Raw genomic sequence first — 14,592 nt, 5'->3', positions numbered from 1 at the left:
GGAAGGAGGGAGTGACCATCTCATTAAATAAAGCACGCTAAGCGTGCGTGGAGGCTGGCACCCAGCGGTACAGCGTCGGAATGGACACGCCGAGGTTCTTGGCCACGTCCTTGGGCGGCACCCCGCTGGCCAGCAGCTTCTTGGCCGACTCGATCTTGCTGTCGGTCATCTTCGGCTTGCGGCCGCCTTTGCGGCCGAGCTGCTTGGCGACTTCCAGCCCGGCGCGGGTGCGCTCGACGGTCAGCTCGCGCTCCATTTCGGCAAGGCTCGCCATGACGTGGAAGAAGAACCGCCCGGATGGTGTGCCGGTGTCGATGGAGTCGGTGAGGCTCCTGAACTGGACACCGTGCTTGTGCAGATCGCCGACCAGATCGACCAGTTGCTTGACCGACCGGCCCAGCCGGTCGAGCTTCCAGACGACCAAAGTATCGCCTTCGCGCAGCATTTCGAGCGTCTTGGCCAAGCCAGGCCGGTCTGCCCGCGTGCCACTCACCTTGTCCTCGAAGACCTTTTTACATCCGGCCTTGCTCAAGGCTTCGCGTTGCAGCTCCAGGTTCTGATCCTGCGTCGAGACGCGCGCATAGCCAATCAACATGGCTTGTCTCGCGCCCGGTCGATGCGTTCCTGCATCGCCTGCATCACTTCTTCGTGGGTGTACGATCTGGCGTTGGCGTCGGTGGCTTGCCGCAGGGCTTCCTCAACCTCGCGCGTCATCCGCTCGTAATCCTCCGGCCACAGCGCTTGCTCCATGCGCAGCGACGCCTGACTCAGCAGGTGCAGCAGGCTGAACAGCCGCATGTCGTTGGTGGCGACGATGCGCTCCCGAATCTGCTCCTGAATAGCTTCGCTAGCCCGATGCGCTTGTGGTGTGGCAGTCCCCTCGTAGTCAGCGGGGAATTCCGCTTCCTCGGCAATCCTTGCCCAGGCGCTGGCCAGCGCCTCGATGGTTGACGTGCTCATTTCCGCCGCTCCTGTGCTCTTTGGCGAATCAACCGGCCAAGGGGCCTCGACGCGAAAACCAGCAGCATCACGCCTATCGGATACCAGGTCGAGAAGACCACCAAGGCATCGAAGGCTGGCCGTCCGGTGTTGGTAGGCAGTACGGCGGTCACAGCCATCAACCCGCCGACCGTCCAGATGATGCGCCACACGTAGGGCATCACGCGGGGCACGTAGCCGTCATCGAAAGCGGTCTGGTAGTAGCGGCGCAGGCCGCGCTCGGCAAGCGCCTGGCGCTGCCGCTCCGACAGCGCATCCGTCCGGCCATACCAGCGCCGGAATGGTGGACAGCGCAGCAGCAAAGGGGTGAAGAGGATCATCACCGCCACGATCGCGACACCCCACGCCATGACGGCGCCGGCATCGGGCCGCTTGGCGTTCTCGATCACGGGCGCGAAGACGCCCGGAGCACCGATCATCCAGAACAGCGCAATGTGCTGATGGAAGGAGAGCTTCATTTGCTCATCCACTTGCGCAGCAGGCGCTTTTTCAGGGAGGCGCGTTCTTGCGGGTTGCGTCCCTTGTGATTGGCGATGCGATCCGCCGTGGCGGCCTGGCGCTTGACGGGCCAGTAGGAGCGGCCATCCTTGCCCATCGACCAGACGCTGCTGGCCTGGTTTTCCAGCAGGGGCAGATGGGCGCTCAGGGCTTCGGGCGACGCGCTGGTCAGCGCCGTGCGCTCACGGGTGCGCCAGCGCTGATGCCAGAGCTTCTTGTCCTCGCGCTCGCTGCCGCAGGTCGTGTGCCCGACGATGGGTGTTTTGCGGCGGCTGCGGCTCATAACGTAGTGGTCTCCAAGAACATTCAGGACTGATCCCAGGCGTCGATGGTCAAGACCTGATCGGCAGGACAGGCGGCTACGCGGTCGGGAACTGGATGGTGTTCAGTCTCATGCCGACCCCATTCGATTGATCGCGTCGCTTGCGGCACGCTGCGACGCAAGGAGGTTTGCGACCTGGTTTAGCAGCCGTGTCCGCTGCATGTCTGTTACCTATCTCCCCGACCGCTCATTGGACCAACTCCAGAGATTGGGCTCTATCGCTCAGCCAATACGAAACCGGCATTGGCTGATGCCACAACCGAGACTAACACAAATGGCTCGGTACCTGTATTTCGCGCCCCGTGCACTTGGCCCGGTCTTGCCACGGCTATCTCACCTTCCCTGAGGGCACGAACAATCCCATTGCCCTGAAAGTAATCAGCCATTCCCGACAAAACAGTCCACGTGTCTTGGCCGTGAGGATGAATGTGAGCCGCAATTTCCTGCCCGGGATGGACATGCCAAACCACGATAATTGAGTCTCGGGTTTCAAGCACAACGGAACGAATAGGCTCGCCTTCGGACGGCTGAACATACTCGGCTACAGAAAATATTCTCGATTCAACAGTCATCGGAGATCCCTCTTTCACAGTTGTCGTTACGGTCTTCATCGTCGGCATCCTGACGCACGGCGGGCAATTGCTGGAGCAACGCCGGCAGCCATTCCTGTACCGTCTCCCACACCACATCGAGGTTGATGTCGAAATAGCCGTGAGCCATGCGATTACGCATATTGCGCATGCTGCGCCACGGCACGTCGGCATGCGCCTGGGTGAACTCGACGTAGCCATCCATCACCTTTGTGGCCGCCTCGCCGATGACGATCAGGCTCATGATGACGGCCTGCTGGGTGCGCTTGTCGGCCAAGAAGTCGTCCTTGGCCATCCCTTCCACGAAGCTGCGCGCATCGGTTGCGGCCTGCTGAATGTGGTCGAGGTAATCGGGCAGGCGGTTCTCGCTCATATCGGTTGCGCCTCCGCGAGCACCTTGGCCCGGAACTTCGGCGGCAGGTCGCCGGGAGTCAGCAGATCGACGTCAACGCCGAGCAGCGATTTCAGTTCTTCTTCCAAATCGCCCAAGTCCAACAACGTGGCACCGGGCAGCGCATCGACCAACAGGTCGAGGTCGCTGCCATCCCGGTCGGTGCCATGCAGCACCGAGCCGAAGACGCGCGGGTTCGCGGCGCGAAAGCGGCCTACCGCTTCACGCACTGCGCTTCGCTTCATGTCAAGCACAACAGACGGTCGCATGCGCATCCTTTCTTATCGAAACTCGTTGAGATGATATGCAATCAAGAATAGAATTTCAAGAACTATTTTCGAGAATCGCAATGCCTTGATTCCCGTGCCGCGCCGGTTGCCTTGGCGGGCTTGTCACAAACCTACGTTTTCAAGAAGAAGGAAACCGCATGCCCCGCCGTTCGATCCTCTCCGCCGCCGAGCGCGAAAGCCTGCTGGCGTTGCCGGACACCAAGGATGAGTTGATCCGTCACTACACGTTCAGCGAAAGCGACCTCTCCATCATCCGGCAGCGGCGCGGCCCGGCCAATCGGCTGGGCTTCGCGGTGCAGCTCTGCTACCTGCGCTTTCCCGGCGTCATCCTTGGCGCTGATGAGCCACCGTTCCCGCCATTGCTGAGACTGGTCGCCAACCAGCTCAAGGTCGGCATCGAAAGCTGGGACGAGTACGGGCAGCGTGAGCAGACCCGACGCGAGCACCTGGTCGAGCTGCAAACGGTGTTCGGCTTCCAGCCGTTCACGATTGGCCACTACCGGCAGGCTGTCCAGTTGCTGACCGAGCTGGCCATGCAAACCGACAAGGGCATCGTGCTGGCCAGAGCCTTGATCGAGCACCTGCGGCGGCAGTCGGTCATTGTGCCCGCCCTCAACGCCGTCGAGCGGGCGAGCGCCGAAGCGATTACCCGCGCCAACCGGCGTCTCTACGACGCCTTGGCTGAGCCGCTGACGGACGTGCATCGCCGTCGCCTCGACGATCTGCTCAAGCGCCGCGACAACGGCAAGACGACGTGGCTGGCCTGGCTGCGGCAATCCCCGGTCAAACCGAACTCGCGGCACATGCTGGAACACATCGAACGCCTCAAGGCGTGGCAGGCGCTCGACCTGCCCTCCGGCATCGAGCGGCTGGTTCACCAGAACCGGCTGCTCAAGATCGCCCGCGAGGGCGGCCAGATGACGCCCGCCGACCTGGCGAAGTTCGAGCCGCAGCGGCGTTACGCGACCCTGGTGGCGCTCGCCATCGAGGGCATGGCCACCGTCACCGACGAAATCATCGACCTGCATGACCGCATCCTGGGCAAGCTGTTCAATGCCGCCAAGAACAAGCATCAGCAGCAGTTCCAGGCATCCGGCAAGGCGATCAATGCCAAGGTGCGGCTGTTCGGGCGCATCGGCCAGGCGCTGATCGAGGCCAAGCAAGCGGGCCGCGATCCGTTCGCCGCCATCGAGGCCGTCATGTCCTGGGATGCTTTCGCCGAGAGCGTCACCGAAGCGCAGCGGCTCGCGCAACCCGAGGACTTCGATTTCCTGCACCGCATCGGCGAGAGCTACGCCACGCTGCGCCGCTACGCGCCGGAATTTCTCGACGTGCTCAAGTTGCGGGCCGCGCCCGCCGCCAAGGACGTACTCGACGCCATCGAGGTGCTGCGCAGCATGAACAGCGACAACGCCCGCAAGGTGCCCACCGACGCGCCGACCGAGTTCATCAAGCCGCGCTGGCAGAAGCTGGTGATGACCGACACCGGCATCGACCGGCGCTACTACGAACTGTGCGCGCTGTCGGAGCTGAAGAACGCGCTGCGCTCCGGCGACATCTGGGTGCAAGGCTCGCGCCAGTTCAAGGACTTCGAGGACTACCTGGTGCCGCCCGCGAAATTCGCCAGCCTCAAGCAGGCCAGCGAATTGCCGCTGGCCGTGGCCACCGATTGCGACCAGTACCTGCATGACCGGCTGACGCTGCTGGAAACGCAGCTCGCCACCGTCAACCGCATGGCGCTGGCCAACGAGCTGCCGGACGCCATCATCACGGAGTCGGGCCTGAAGATCACGCCGCTCGATGCGGCGGTGCCCGATACCGCACAGGCCCTGATCGACCAGACGGCGATGATCCTACCGCACGTCAAGATCACCGAATTGCTGCTGGAGGTAGACGAATGGACGGGCTTCACCCGGCACTTCGCCCACCTGAAGTCAGGCGACCTGGCCAAGGACAAAAACCTGTTGCTGACCACGATCCTCGCCGACGCGATCAACCTGGGCCTGACCAAGATGGCGGAATCGTGCCCCGGCACGACCTACGCCAAGCTGGCCTGGCTGCAAGCCTGGCACATCCGCGACGAAACCTACGGGGCGGCACTGGCCGAGCTGGTCAACGCGCAGTTCCGACATCCCTTCGCCGGGCATTGGGGCGACGGCACCACGTCATCGTCGGACGGCCAGAACTTCCGCACCGGCAGCAAGGCCGAGAGCACCGGCCACATCAATCCGAAATACGGCAGCAGCCCAGGGCGGACGTTCTACACCCATATCTCCGACCAGTACGCGCCGTTCCACACCAAGGTCGTGAACGTCGGCGTGCGCGACTCGACCTACGTGCTCGACGGCCTGCTGTATCACGAATCCGACCTGCGGATCGAGGAGCACTACACCGACACGGCAGGGTTCACGGACCACGTCTTCGCGTTGATGCACCTGCTGGGCTTCCGCTTCGCCCCGCGCATTCGTGACCTGGGCGACACCAAGCTCTACATCCCGAAGGGCGATGCCACCTACGAGGCGTTGAAACCGATGATCGGCGGCACGCTCAACATCAAGCACGTCCGCGCCCATTGGGATGAAATCCTGCGGATGGCCACCTCGATCAAGCAGGGCACGGCGACGGCCTCGCTGATGCTCAGGAAGCTTGGCAGCTACCCGCGCCAGAACGGCCTGGCCGTCGCCCTGCGTGAGCTGGGACGCATCGAGCGCACACTGTTCATCCTGGACTGGCTGCAAAGCGTCGAGCTGCGCCGCCGCGTGCATGCCGGGCTGAACAAAGGCGAGGCGCGCAACGCGCTGGCCCGCGCCGTGTTCTTCAACCGCCTGGGGGAAATCCGCGACCGCAGCTTCGAGCAGCAGCGCTACCGGGCCAGCGGCCTCAACCTGGTGACGGCGGCCATCGTGCTATGGAACACGGTCTATCTGGAGCGGGCCGCGAACGCCTTGCGTGGCCACGGTCAAGCCGTCGATGACGGCCTGTTGCAGTACCTGTCGCCGCTCGGCTGGGAGCACATCAACCTGACCGGCGATTACCTCTGGCGCAGCAGCGCCAAGATCGGCGCGGGCAAGTTCAGGCCGCTACGGCCGCTGCAACCGGCTTAGCGTGCTTTATTTAATGAGATGGTCACTCCCTCCTTCCCGGTACTATGCTGAGGACAGGCTTTCATTCGGAGAACTATCATGGAAAACATTGCGCTCATTGGTATCGATCTGGGTAAAAACTCTTTCCATATTCATTGCCAGGATCGTCGCGGGAAGGCTGTTTACCGTAAAAAATTTACCCGGCCAAAGTTGATCGAATTTTTGGCGACATGCCCCGCTACAACCATCGCAATGGAAGCCTGTGGCGGTTCTCACTTTATGGCACGCAAGTTGGAAGAGTTGGGGCATTCCCCAAAGCTGATATCACCACAATTTGTCCGCCCGTTCGTTAAAAGCAATAAAAACGACTTTGTCGACGCCGAAGCTATTTGTGAAGCTGCATCGCGTCCGTCTATGCGTTTTGTGCAGCCCAGAACGGAATCTCAGCAGGCAATGCGGGCTCTGCATCGTGTCCGTGAATCCCTGGTTCAGGATAAGGTAAAAACAACCAATCAAATGCATGCTTTTCTGCTGGAATTTGGCATTAGCGTTCCCCGAGGAGCTGCCGTTATTAGCCGACTGAGTACCATTCTTGAGGATAATAGTTTGCCTCTTTACCTCAGCCAGTTATTGCTGAAATTACAACAGCATTATCACTATCTTGTTGAGCAGATTAAAGATTTGGAATCCCAGTTGAAACGAAAGTTGGACGAAGATGAGGTTGGACAGCGCTTGCTGAGCATTCCCTGCGTCGGAACACTGACAGCGAGTACTATTTCAACTGAGATTGGCGACGGGAAGCAGTACGCCAGCAGCCGTGACTTTGCGGCGGCAACAGGGCTTGTACCTCGGCAGTACAGCACGGGAGGTAGGACGACATTGCTGGGAATTAGTAAGCGAGGTAATAAAAAGATCCGAACTTTGTTGGTTCAATGTGCCAGGGTATTCATACAAAAACTGGAACACCAGTCTGGCAAATTGGCCGATTGGGTCAGGGATTTACTGTGCCGGAAAAGCAACTTTGTCGTCACTTGTGCTCTGGCAAACAAGCTGGCCAGAATAGCCTGGGCCCTAACGGCACGACAGCAAACTTATGTAGCATAACGGCAGAAATACACCGGTTTAAAGAATTACTGATCTGGTTTTGCGAATACTGATATTGATGATACTAACGGCCCACCGGCCTGTTGAGGAACCTGTAAAACGGAAAGGCTCATTGAAGCCGTATATTTTCTGGAGGTTCATCAGGCGCGGAACTCATCAAGGCGCGGGAATAAAATCCCATTCAGACGCCGGATAGATTCAAGCAAGCCAACTTGTCGTCAAAATCGGTGTTGCAAAAACGGGAGTGACCATAGATTCCGTTTTCTGAGACGACCCCTGATCGGGCTGAATGAGCAGGAATTTCCTGGCGGCAAACCCGATGATGTTTACAGCGTTCGCACATCGATGAACACCCCTCCGGCCGAAGAGGAAATCGAGGAGGAACGTCGGCTGTTTTATGTCGGTATCACTCGCACAAAACAGCAGCTAAATCTGGTGGTCCCTCTTGATGAAGGGCTTGCGCGGTGGCTCAAAAACCGCTGGGATAGCACCCCGAAGAAGTCACCGATAGCTACTCGCTTCGTCTATGAGGCTGGCTGGACTGCTTGTGCGGTTACCAGTGATGCGATCTATAACAGCACGGTAGAGAAACAGAAGGCTGACTTCAGCAAGTTTCACCAATGGTATCTAAGAGATCTTCAGCGGCTAAAAGTCTAGGGCTACCGATACTTTTCGATTTCAGACAGGTGCTCGTTATCCAGATCAATTGTGGCTTTTCTTTCAGAAGCGAGCTTCTTCGCTCGCTTTGCATACTGAAGCCCCTTGGCTGGCTGCTCTCCGCGTAGGATCTGTTCAGCCTGCTTGCTCGTGCTGTGCCCCAGAAAGCGTTCGTACTGCTCGTCAGATACCTCAGTGCCGATCAGTCGTTCGATCCAGCCGCTTTTCGGCGGGTAACTTACGCCCAGCGCAAGCAACTGCCTTTTCTGTACCCACTATTTCCGGCGCGGCCGGCTTCAATCAAGGCTTTGGTTAGAACTACAGCCATTTGGGGACTCTCATACACAAACCTGAACCATGCGGGTCTGATTGGCGGTCAAGATAGCAGCGCATCGAAATCAACACTGAACTCTGCTTCTAAGAACTCAATCGTGGCTGGTTGGCTATCGAGCGATGCTTCCCGTGTAGACTCCAGTGCGCACTCCAATCGACGCAGCAGAGTAAACGGCAAAATGATCTTGCCGAAGTCGGTATGCTTGAAATCCCCCCCCACAGGTCTTCCGCGTTCTTCCAAATGAAATCAGCTTGCGAAGCAGCCGAACCTACGAACTCTGCCATCTTGGCCTCCAACCAACTTTTGCACGAAACGGCACATCTTCCAAAAGAGGGTTGTCAACCAAGTTTTGCACAAAACGGACTTTGATCCATTTCTAACTAAAATCTACAATCCAACCTCAGATTGCAAATAGCCTATGTTTATTACAGATGGTATGGTTCGTGTTTTTGTTTATTCGATGGCAACTGTACTCTTTCTGCCGCTTGGCTTGTTGAAAAGCACGTGGTGGTTTTCACCATTGTTTGCGATAGCTGCTATTGATTACTTAATGTTTCTGCGTCGACAAGGCTAGTTGCTGAACCTCATACCTCAGAGCAATCTGTATGTTTTTTACACCACTGGTTAAAAGGTCAGGCTACGTTCCTGACGTTTTTTAAAAAACAGTTTTATGTTTGATGCGTTACTGGTCTGTCTGGTAACCCAGTGGTACATTACCATTATTAAGGCTGGCTGGCGGTGGTGCATCATGCTTAAACGACCCTCTCTGAGCGTACTTTCCGACAGTCCTGTGCACCGCACCACTTACCCGGCAGGCCTATGTCTTGGTTATTCTTCGTTGTACCTTTTTCTTCAGCTTTATCCCTGACATGTCTGTCTGAACAGTTCTAAGCAAACCGGAATGTTGTCATGGCCAAAGTACAAGGGCTCTTTGTTGGATACCGAAAATTCGCTGTTGATCGCGACTGGCTTCGTCAGCAGGAAGAACAACGTTATCGGGATCGCCAGCGACAATTTGATGAATGGTCCAGGAAATGGGTCACTGTAACCAGGCTCAAAGAGACTCGTTTATGGACTGACGGAGCCATCAGGCGATGGTTGGGTGAACCTCAGCAGCAGGGTAAATATAAAGTTTTCCCCGTTGAAGCGGTTTTGGCTGCTGAGAAGTTGAATGAGTTTCGGCTCTGGCTTAAACCCCGACTGGAAAAGAAACGTGCCCAGCACCACCACTTTTTAATTCCATTTCTGTAAAGTAGAAACAACGGCAGTTCCGGCCGCATTCAAGGCTTCGGCATCTGGTCAGAAATAAAGCGCCATTTTTCAGTATAAGGGAGGTTAGATAGTGGAAGGTATTGAGACACTGAGTTTGCAGCTTGATGAGAATGAAACTATGGCCCTTGCTCAATTAGTTAAACGTCTGAGCTGGAGCGATCTTCGTGGCTGTGCTGTGAGTGACGAAGAAGCCTGGGTAATGAAAAGCGCAATTGAAAAATTACAACAGGCGTTAAGGGAAGAAGGTTATGCGCCTCGATGAGGCTGGCTTCGTTCTTTATTCCGATAACAAATTTGCTTAAGGACTAACTATGAGCCAGCACTGGTATGAGGTGAAAAGCAATCAGGGAATTGTTCAGGTGATTGTTGGGAGAAGATATTAATGTAATGCGTTTCTGCATTACATCAAGCAGATTAGCTTTTTCTGGTCAAAATAGACGATGTGATTTTTCTTTAGCCGAAGTCCATCCGCTCCCCACGCAACCGGTAAAGGTTCGCAGGTTTAATAAAGATAGGTTTCGTATCTCCCTAAGGGTGGGATAGGTAAACTCATAATGGCATCTGTGTTTACTATGTAAGTATTCGGGTAAAATTCATCTAATACAGTAAAGTTTAGTTTCTTACAAAAGCTTAATAAATATGGGTTTTTCACGTCTTCTATTACAACATCGCACCAGGGATTCGATTCACAGCAAAGCTTCAGAAAAGACTTAAACCATCCCTTGTTTTGTATTTCTTCCGGAAGCCGTACCACATGTATGGTCAGACAATCTCCATGATAACGATTAGTACTTTGTCTAAGCCCTACAACAATCCCCTTTTCTTGAATCTGTACACCTGCCTGATGCTCTTTCATGTCGGGCGTATAGTGCCTTGCTCTGTTTAACCAGGCCACCAGCTGCTGAGCCGTACTTGGTGATTCTTCAGCTATCCATTTCAGGTACTTGATGCGGTCCATATGCGCCTCCCTGTACGATTTCCAATGAACAAAGGCTCTACAGTATTAAGCTGCTGTAGAGCTCATTCAACCAAGCTCAAACTGTGCGTATTAAAGGATGCCTAACCTTTTTGTTTCATCGATCCACGGTCTGAATTCTTCCAGTAGATTATCATATAACTTTTCATCGCTAATCGAACCGAAATCATCCATGGCAAAGAAGTGGGTGTTATCAACCCGGCGGTCAGTAAAGTCATCCAGATTTTTGAGGATACCGTAGCTTGAACCACCCAGGCCGACAAACTTCCAGAAGATGGGGTAGTTGGCAGAACGCCGGATTGCATCTTTAATCGCCCGGGTCTTGCTGATCCCGCCATCGGTAATAAATACAACATACACCGGGATTTTCGAGTCCTTAAAGTAGTCGACTATTTCTTCCATCACAGGAGGCTCGTTGTTTGTCCCTCCGAGGCCCGGCAGGTTCTCCCAGGCTGAACGCTTTCCAGCCCCGCGAATGGACTGAATATATGTGTCCAGGTTGTCCAGTGTGACGTTTGGATACTTCTTATGCTTCTCTCCAAATCCCCAGACATCCATTTCACCGTCGTCGTCGAACTGGGCGGCAAGAACGGCGATGCGGTCCAGCACAGACTGAACGTTACCCTTACTGAACTGGCCACTCATTGAGCCGGATGCGTCAAGTACAAATGCAACCGCTGCCTCAAGGGTGTCCAGTTTATTTTTAGTAAGACTGACCGAGGCTTTTTTAGCGAGGCTTACAAGGCGCGGAGATCTGGTTTCCAGTTTCTTTTCCAGACTGATACGAGCAGGCTTTGCTGGCTGCGGAGCTGGCTGTGCGACATCAACGCCATAGCTAATGGCCAGAGGCTCAAGACCACCGTTGAAACCCTGCCCGAGCGCACGAAGCTTCCAGGCGCCATTGTGCCGATATACTTCACCCAGGATAATTGCTTTCTCACTGCGGCCCTGAGTCTCAGCCTGGAACTCAGCGATTCCTTGAGCCTGCATGCTCAACGAACTGAGCCCACTGATGGTATCTTCACCATCAATGACAACTGTGATTGCAATTTTACTGATGTTCGCAGGAACACGATCCAGTGCTATCTCAATGCTGGACTGCTGAGAACCGGTAACGAGCTTTACTGCCCCTTCAGGAGAAGACAGATTATTGTAAAAGATAAAGTCAGAATCGCCGCTGACCTTTCCCTGAGCATTAAGCAGGAACAGGCAGGTATCGGGTTCGCCTTTAAAGCCGGATTTGGTAGGGTACTGAAGATTCAGCCTGATCGCAGATTGCTGAAGTGGTATGTTTTGTCCGGATTGTAGATTCACATTAACTCTCCTGATTTTTGATTATTTTAAAGCGCAGCGTTTATATAGGTTCCCCTGGCTTAGTTCAGGACGCTGGATTTCTGGTGAGGCGTATATATGGTGTGACACCATATTTCATCACGTTGAAGTTTCTATACCTGTTGAATTGGAATTTCCATTGGTCGGGTATTTTATCTTCCAGAACCCGTGCCTTCATAAGTCGCAAACGTAACATATATCAGAGGGGCATGCTGTTGATATAAGGCACGGAATACAGGCTTTAACCAGCAACCAGAGAAAAATCCGTTTCCTGCCTTTAAAAGGCTCACGTCAGAATTAACATCTCTCTGCTTTCTGAGATTCCCGAACCCTTTCTGCCCCCCCCCTCCTGATAGCGGATCGCAACCAAAAAAAACCCCGGCATTGCCGGGGTATGATTCAGCGTTATTTTAGATGTTAACGCCGTGCTGGGAGGCAAGAGCCGCCAGGCCACCGGCAAAGCCCTGACCGACAGCTTTAAACTTCCACTCAGCGCCATGACGATACAGTTCACCGAAGACCATAGCGGTTTCGGTTGAGGCATCTTCAGACAGATCGAAACGGGCAATTTCCGTGCCGTTGTCGTTGTTGTAAACGCGCATGAAGCTGTTGCTCACCATGCCGAAGTTTTGTTTACGCGCTTCTGCATCATAGATGGTAACGGCAAACACCAGTTTTTTGATATCTGCTGAGACTTTGGTCAGATCGATTTTGACCTGCTCATCGTCGCCGTCGCCTTCACCGGTACGGTTGTCGCCCTGGTGCTCTACCGCGCCATCAGGGCTGGTTTTGTTATTGAAGAAAATGAAATGCGCATCTGACAACACTTTACCGTCTTCGCCTACTGCGAACACGGAAGCGTCCAGGTCAAAACCCTGACCATCGGTTACACGGGCATCCCAGCCTAGGCCAACCATAGCAACATTCATGGTTGGTGCTTCTTTGGTCAGAGATACATTGCCGCCTTTTACGAGAGAAACTGCCATTTTTAGCTCCTGCAAACAGTTGAATGAGGGCTGCATTAACAGCCCCGGGTAGAAAAGTTACTTTTTGATCAGGACGCGTTAATGCCGTACTGAGCACATACAGATGCCAGACCACCAGCATAACCCTGACCTACTGCGCGGAATTTCCACTCACCATTGTGGCGATACAGCTCGCCGAACAGCATGGCAGTCTCAGTGGACGCATCTTCGGTCAGATCGTAGCGAGCAACTTCAGTCTGGTTATCGTCATTAACCAGACGAATAAACGCACCGGATACCTGACCAAAGCTCTGGCGACGAGCCTGAGCATCGTGGATGGTCACAACGAAGATGATCTTGTCAACTTCAGACGGGACGGCGTCCAGTTTAATTTTCAGCGATTCATCATCACCATCGCCCTCACCGGTGCGGTTATCGCCGGTGTGCGTTACGGAACCGTCGGATGACGTCAGGTTGTTATAGAAGATGAAATCTGAATCGCCGCGCACTTTGCCGTTTGAGGCCAGCAGGAATGCTGAAGCATCCAGGTCAAAGTCCTGACCGTCTGTTGAACGCGCATCCCAGCCAAGGCCCACCAGGACGTTTTTCATTGACGGAGCTGCTTTACTTAGGGAGACGTTCCCGCCTTTGGAAAGAGAAACACTCATAAAATAACCTCTTCGATTAGTAATTGTTCAGGTTAACACTTAAGGGGATTAACTCCCCTTTTCCTCAGATTCAGGTTTGCCCGGGAACATGACGCTTGCGAGAATGCCCAGCGCCAGTACACCCAGTACAACATACAGGCTGGTTGTTGCCGCGATGCTGTAACCATGATGCCAGATGTGATCGGTCGCATTCAGGCCGAGTTTTGCCGCGATGAAGAACAGCAGCACGATAACGGCCTTCTCCAGATGAACCAGGTACTGTTTCAGTGCCTCAAGGACAAAGTACAGAGTACGCAGGCCCAGGATAGCAAACATCATGGCACTATAGACGATAAGCGGTTCACGACTGACGGCAATGATTGCCGGTACCGAGTCAAACGCGAACATTACGTCCGAGAGTTCAACCACAGCCACACACAGGAACAGCGGGGTCGCATACAGCGCCGCTTTTTTACCACGGCCAATGGTGACATCGCTGTTTTCTGGTTTCGCCAGTTCAGCATCCACTTCCTTCTGGTTAAGCAGGAAGGCATGCCCTCTGAGCTTCGGCCAGATAGGGAAGAAGCGTTTAACCATGCGGTAAGCCAGATGCTGGGAGTAATCCTCAATTTCATCATCGTCATCACCGCTTTTAAGCATCATGACCGCTGTCCAGGCAACGATAATAGCGAAGACAACTTCAACATACGGCCCCAGACTCAGCAGGCTCGTACCGATGGCGACAAAGATGCCCCTGAAGACAATGGCACCAATGATCCCCCAGTAGAGAACACGGTGGCGATAACGATCCGGAACGGCGAACCAGGAGAAGATGGCCATCATGACGAACAGGTTATCGACCGACAGCACTTTCTCCAGCGCATAACCCGTGACAAACAGACTGGCAACCTCAGCACCGTGGTGGATATAGAGGAAACCGGCAAATGCCATCGCAACCACAACCCAGAATACGGACCAGAGCGCCGCACTCTTCAGCGAAATAGGCTTGTCATCACGGTGCATAAACAGGTCAATAAAGATGGCACCGACTGAAAGCGCAATAAAAACAATGACCGTTTCAGTCGGGAAGCCGATGTGTGTGGAAACCATATTTTACCCTTAGGGATGTGGA

Annotated in this window: 18 protein-coding genes and 1 pseudogene; 5 read left to right on the top strand and 14 right to left on the bottom strand. The window is 54.8% G+C overall.

Annotated elements, in window-relative coordinates; genetic code table 11:
- Positions 1–37: 37 nt before the first annotated feature.
- The 7 genes from DVA44_RS24720 to DVA44_RS24690 all read right to left on the bottom strand — a co-directional run bounded on the left by DVA44_RS24720 (position 38) and on the right by DVA44_RS24690 (position 3,069).
- A complete protein-coding gene (locus DVA44_RS24720; protein WP_003100847.1) occupies positions 38–595 on the bottom strand; it encodes a recombinase family protein in 558 nt (185 codons plus the stop codon).
- On the bottom strand, positions 589–960 hold the full coding sequence (locus tag DVA44_RS24715; RefSeq protein WP_021243030.1) for a hypothetical protein: 372 nt from the start codon (positions 958–960) through the stop codon (positions 589–591). The genes DVA44_RS24720 and DVA44_RS24715 overlap by 7 nt, the downstream gene beginning before the upstream one ends.
- Complete coding sequence (locus tag DVA44_RS24710) at positions 957–1,457, bottom strand: hypothetical protein (protein ID WP_003100856.1); 501 nt, start codon at positions 1,455–1,457, stop codon at positions 957–959. Before DVA44_RS24710 ends, DVA44_RS24715 begins: the two co-directional genes overlap by 4 nt.
- A complete protein-coding gene (locus DVA44_RS24705; RefSeq protein WP_003100858.1) occupies positions 1,454–1,780 on the bottom strand; it encodes a hypothetical protein in 327 nt (108 codons plus the stop codon). Before DVA44_RS24705 ends, DVA44_RS24710 begins: the two co-directional genes overlap by 4 nt.
- Positions 1,781–2,034: 254 nt before the next feature.
- A complete protein-coding gene (locus DVA44_RS24700) occupies positions 2,035–2,391 on the bottom strand; it encodes a cupin domain-containing protein (protein ID WP_000215515.1) in 357 nt (118 codons plus the stop codon).
- Positions 2,381–2,782 (bottom strand): DUF86 domain-containing protein, encoded by a 402-nt coding sequence (locus tag DVA44_RS24695; protein WP_001293886.1) that lies wholly within the window; start codon positions 2,780–2,782, stop codon positions 2,381–2,383. Before DVA44_RS24695 ends, DVA44_RS24700 begins: the two co-directional genes overlap by 11 nt.
- Positions 2,779–3,069, bottom strand: a complete 291-nt coding sequence (locus tag DVA44_RS24690; RefSeq protein ID WP_001247892.1) for a nucleotidyltransferase family protein — start codon at positions 3,067–3,069, stop codon at positions 2,779–2,781. Before DVA44_RS24690 ends, DVA44_RS24695 begins: the two co-directional genes overlap by 4 nt.
- A gap of 158 nt (positions 3,070–3,227) precedes the next feature.
- Here DVA44_RS24690 and DVA44_RS24685 point away from each other — a divergent pair, with 158 nt between their 5' ends.
- The 3 genes from DVA44_RS24685 (at position 3,228) to DVA44_RS24675 (ending at position 7,934) form a co-directional block, all read left to right on the top strand.
- Entirely contained in the window at positions 3,228–6,194 is a 2,967-nt protein-coding gene (locus DVA44_RS24685) for a Tn3-like element ISPa38 family transposase (protein ID WP_015065644.1), read from the top strand.
- 78 nt (positions 6,195–6,272) lie between these two features.
- Entirely contained in the window at positions 6,273–7,277 is a 1,005-nt protein-coding gene (locus DVA44_RS24680) for an IS110-like element IS4321 family transposase (RefSeq protein ID WP_000427623.1), read from the top strand.
- A 111-nt stretch (positions 7,278–7,388) separates the two neighbouring features.
- A complete protein-coding gene (locus tag DVA44_RS24675) occupies positions 7,389–7,934 on the top strand; it encodes a 3'-5' exonuclease (protein ID WP_306307854.1) in 546 nt (181 codons plus the stop codon).
- 2 nt (positions 7,935–7,936) lie between these two features.
- On the opposite strand, the gene DVA44_RS24670 is transcribed toward DVA44_RS24675, so the two are convergent.
- Complete coding sequence (locus DVA44_RS24670) at positions 7,937–8,191, bottom strand: hypothetical protein (protein WP_000880375.1); 255 nt, start codon at positions 8,189–8,191, stop codon at positions 7,937–7,939.
- Positions 8,192–8,331: 140 nt separating this feature from the next.
- Positions 8,332–8,552 (bottom strand): annotated as a pseudogene (locus tag DVA44_RS24665) (type I restriction-modification system subunit M N-terminal domain-containing protein); the annotation flags it as partial.
- A 625-nt stretch (positions 8,553–9,177) separates the two neighbouring features.
- On the opposite strand from DVA44_RS24665, the gene DVA44_RS24660 reads away from it, so the two are divergent.
- Together DVA44_RS24660 and DVA44_RS24655 are read left to right on the top strand one after the other, a co-directional pair.
- On the top strand, positions 9,178–9,519 hold the full coding sequence (locus DVA44_RS24660) for a hypothetical protein (protein ID WP_001151572.1): 342 nt from the start codon (positions 9,178–9,180) through the stop codon (positions 9,517–9,519).
- A gap of 91 nt (positions 9,520–9,610) precedes the next feature.
- The gene (locus DVA44_RS24655; RefSeq protein WP_000398479.1) at positions 9,611–9,802 is read left to right on the top strand and encodes a hypothetical protein; all 192 of its coding nucleotides are present in this window, start codon (positions 9,611–9,613) and stop codon (positions 9,800–9,802) included.
- 240 nt (positions 9,803–10,042) lie between these two features.
- On the opposite strand, the gene DVA44_RS24650 is transcribed toward DVA44_RS24655, so the two are convergent.
- From DVA44_RS24650 to terC, 5 genes are all read right to left on the bottom strand, one after another.
- Positions 10,043–10,498 (bottom strand): hypothetical protein, encoded by a 456-nt coding sequence (locus tag DVA44_RS24650; RefSeq protein ID WP_000374058.1) that lies wholly within the window; start codon positions 10,496–10,498, stop codon positions 10,043–10,045.
- 90 nt (positions 10,499–10,588) lie between these two features.
- Positions 10,589–11,830 (bottom strand): VWA domain-containing protein, encoded by a 1,242-nt coding sequence (locus tag DVA44_RS24645; protein WP_001053340.1) that lies wholly within the window; start codon positions 11,828–11,830, stop codon positions 10,589–10,591.
- A 428-nt stretch (positions 11,831–12,258) separates the two neighbouring features.
- Positions 12,259–12,834, bottom strand: a complete 576-nt coding sequence (locus DVA44_RS24635; RefSeq protein ID WP_000301247.1) for a TerD family protein — start codon at positions 12,832–12,834, stop codon at positions 12,259–12,261.
- Between the two features lie 68 nt (positions 12,835–12,902).
- The gene (gene terD / locus DVA44_RS24630; RefSeq protein WP_000116680.1) at positions 12,903–13,481 is read right to left on the bottom strand and encodes a tellurium resistance membrane protein TerD; all 579 of its coding nucleotides are present in this window, start codon (positions 13,479–13,481) and stop codon (positions 12,903–12,905) included.
- Between the two features lie 48 nt (positions 13,482–13,529).
- Positions 13,530–14,570, bottom strand: a complete 1,041-nt coding sequence (gene terC / locus DVA44_RS24625; protein ID WP_000255079.1) for a tellurium resistance membrane protein TerC — start codon at positions 14,568–14,570, stop codon at positions 13,530–13,532.
- Between the last annotated feature and the right edge of the window lie 22 nt (positions 14,571–14,592).

The sequence above is a fragment of the Leclercia sp. W17 genome, assembly GCF_003336325.1.
GTDB lineage: Bacteria > Pseudomonadota > Gammaproteobacteria > Enterobacterales > Enterobacteriaceae > Enterobacter.
This window is presented reverse-complemented; position numbering and strand designations above follow the sequence as displayed.

What these genes read in the sequence shown, in the direction of transcription:
- terC (WP_000255079.1), bottom strand. Translation starts at nt 14,570, where the DNA reads ATGGTTTCCACACACATCGGCTTCCCGACTGAAACGGTCATTGTTTTT.
- DVA44_RS24700 (WP_000215515.1), bottom strand. Translation starts at nt 2,391, where the DNA reads ATGACTGTTGAATCGAGAATATTTTCTGTAGCCGAGTATGTTCAGCCG.
- DVA44_RS24690 (WP_001247892.1), bottom strand. Translation starts at nt 3,069, where the DNA reads ATGCGACCGTCTGTTGTGCTTGACATGAAGCGAAGCGCAGTGCGTGAA.
- DVA44_RS24705 (WP_003100858.1), bottom strand. Translation starts at nt 1,780, where the DNA reads ATGAGCCGCAGCCGCCGCAAAACACCCATCGTCGGGCACACGACCTGC.
- DVA44_RS24695 (WP_001293886.1), bottom strand. Translation starts at nt 2,782, where the DNA reads ATGAGCGAGAACCGCCTGCCCGATTACCTCGACCACATTCAGCAGGCC.
- DVA44_RS24650 (WP_000374058.1), bottom strand. Translation starts at nt 10,498, where the DNA reads ATGGACCGCATCAAGTACCTGAAATGGATAGCTGAAGAATCACCAAGT.
- DVA44_RS24660 (WP_001151572.1), top strand. Translation starts at nt 9,178, where the DNA reads ATGGCCAAAGTACAAGGGCTCTTTGTTGGATACCGAAAATTCGCTGTT.
- DVA44_RS24715 (WP_021243030.1), bottom strand. Translation starts at nt 960, where the DNA reads ATGAGCACGTCAACCATCGAGGCGCTGGCCAGCGCCTGGGCAAGGATT.
- DVA44_RS24710 (WP_003100856.1), bottom strand. Translation starts at nt 1,457, where the DNA reads ATGAAGCTCTCCTTCCATCAGCACATTGCGCTGTTCTGGATGATCGGT.
- DVA44_RS24720 (WP_003100847.1), bottom strand. Translation starts at nt 595, where the DNA reads ATGTTGATTGGCTATGCGCGCGTCTCGACGCAGGATCAGAACCTGGAG.
- terD (WP_000116680.1), bottom strand. Translation starts at nt 13,481, where the DNA reads ATGAGTGTTTCTCTTTCCAAAGGCGGGAACGTCTCCCTAAGTAAAGCA.
- DVA44_RS24635 (WP_000301247.1), bottom strand. Translation starts at nt 12,834, where the DNA reads ATGGCAGTTTCTCTCGTAAAAGGCGGCAATGTATCTCTGACCAAAGAA.
- DVA44_RS24685 (WP_015065644.1), top strand. Translation starts at nt 3,228, where the DNA reads ATGCCCCGCCGTTCGATCCTCTCCGCCGCCGAGCGCGAAAGCCTGCTG.
- DVA44_RS24680 (WP_000427623.1), top strand. Translation starts at nt 6,273, where the DNA reads ATGGAAAACATTGCGCTCATTGGTATCGATCTGGGTAAAAACTCTTTC.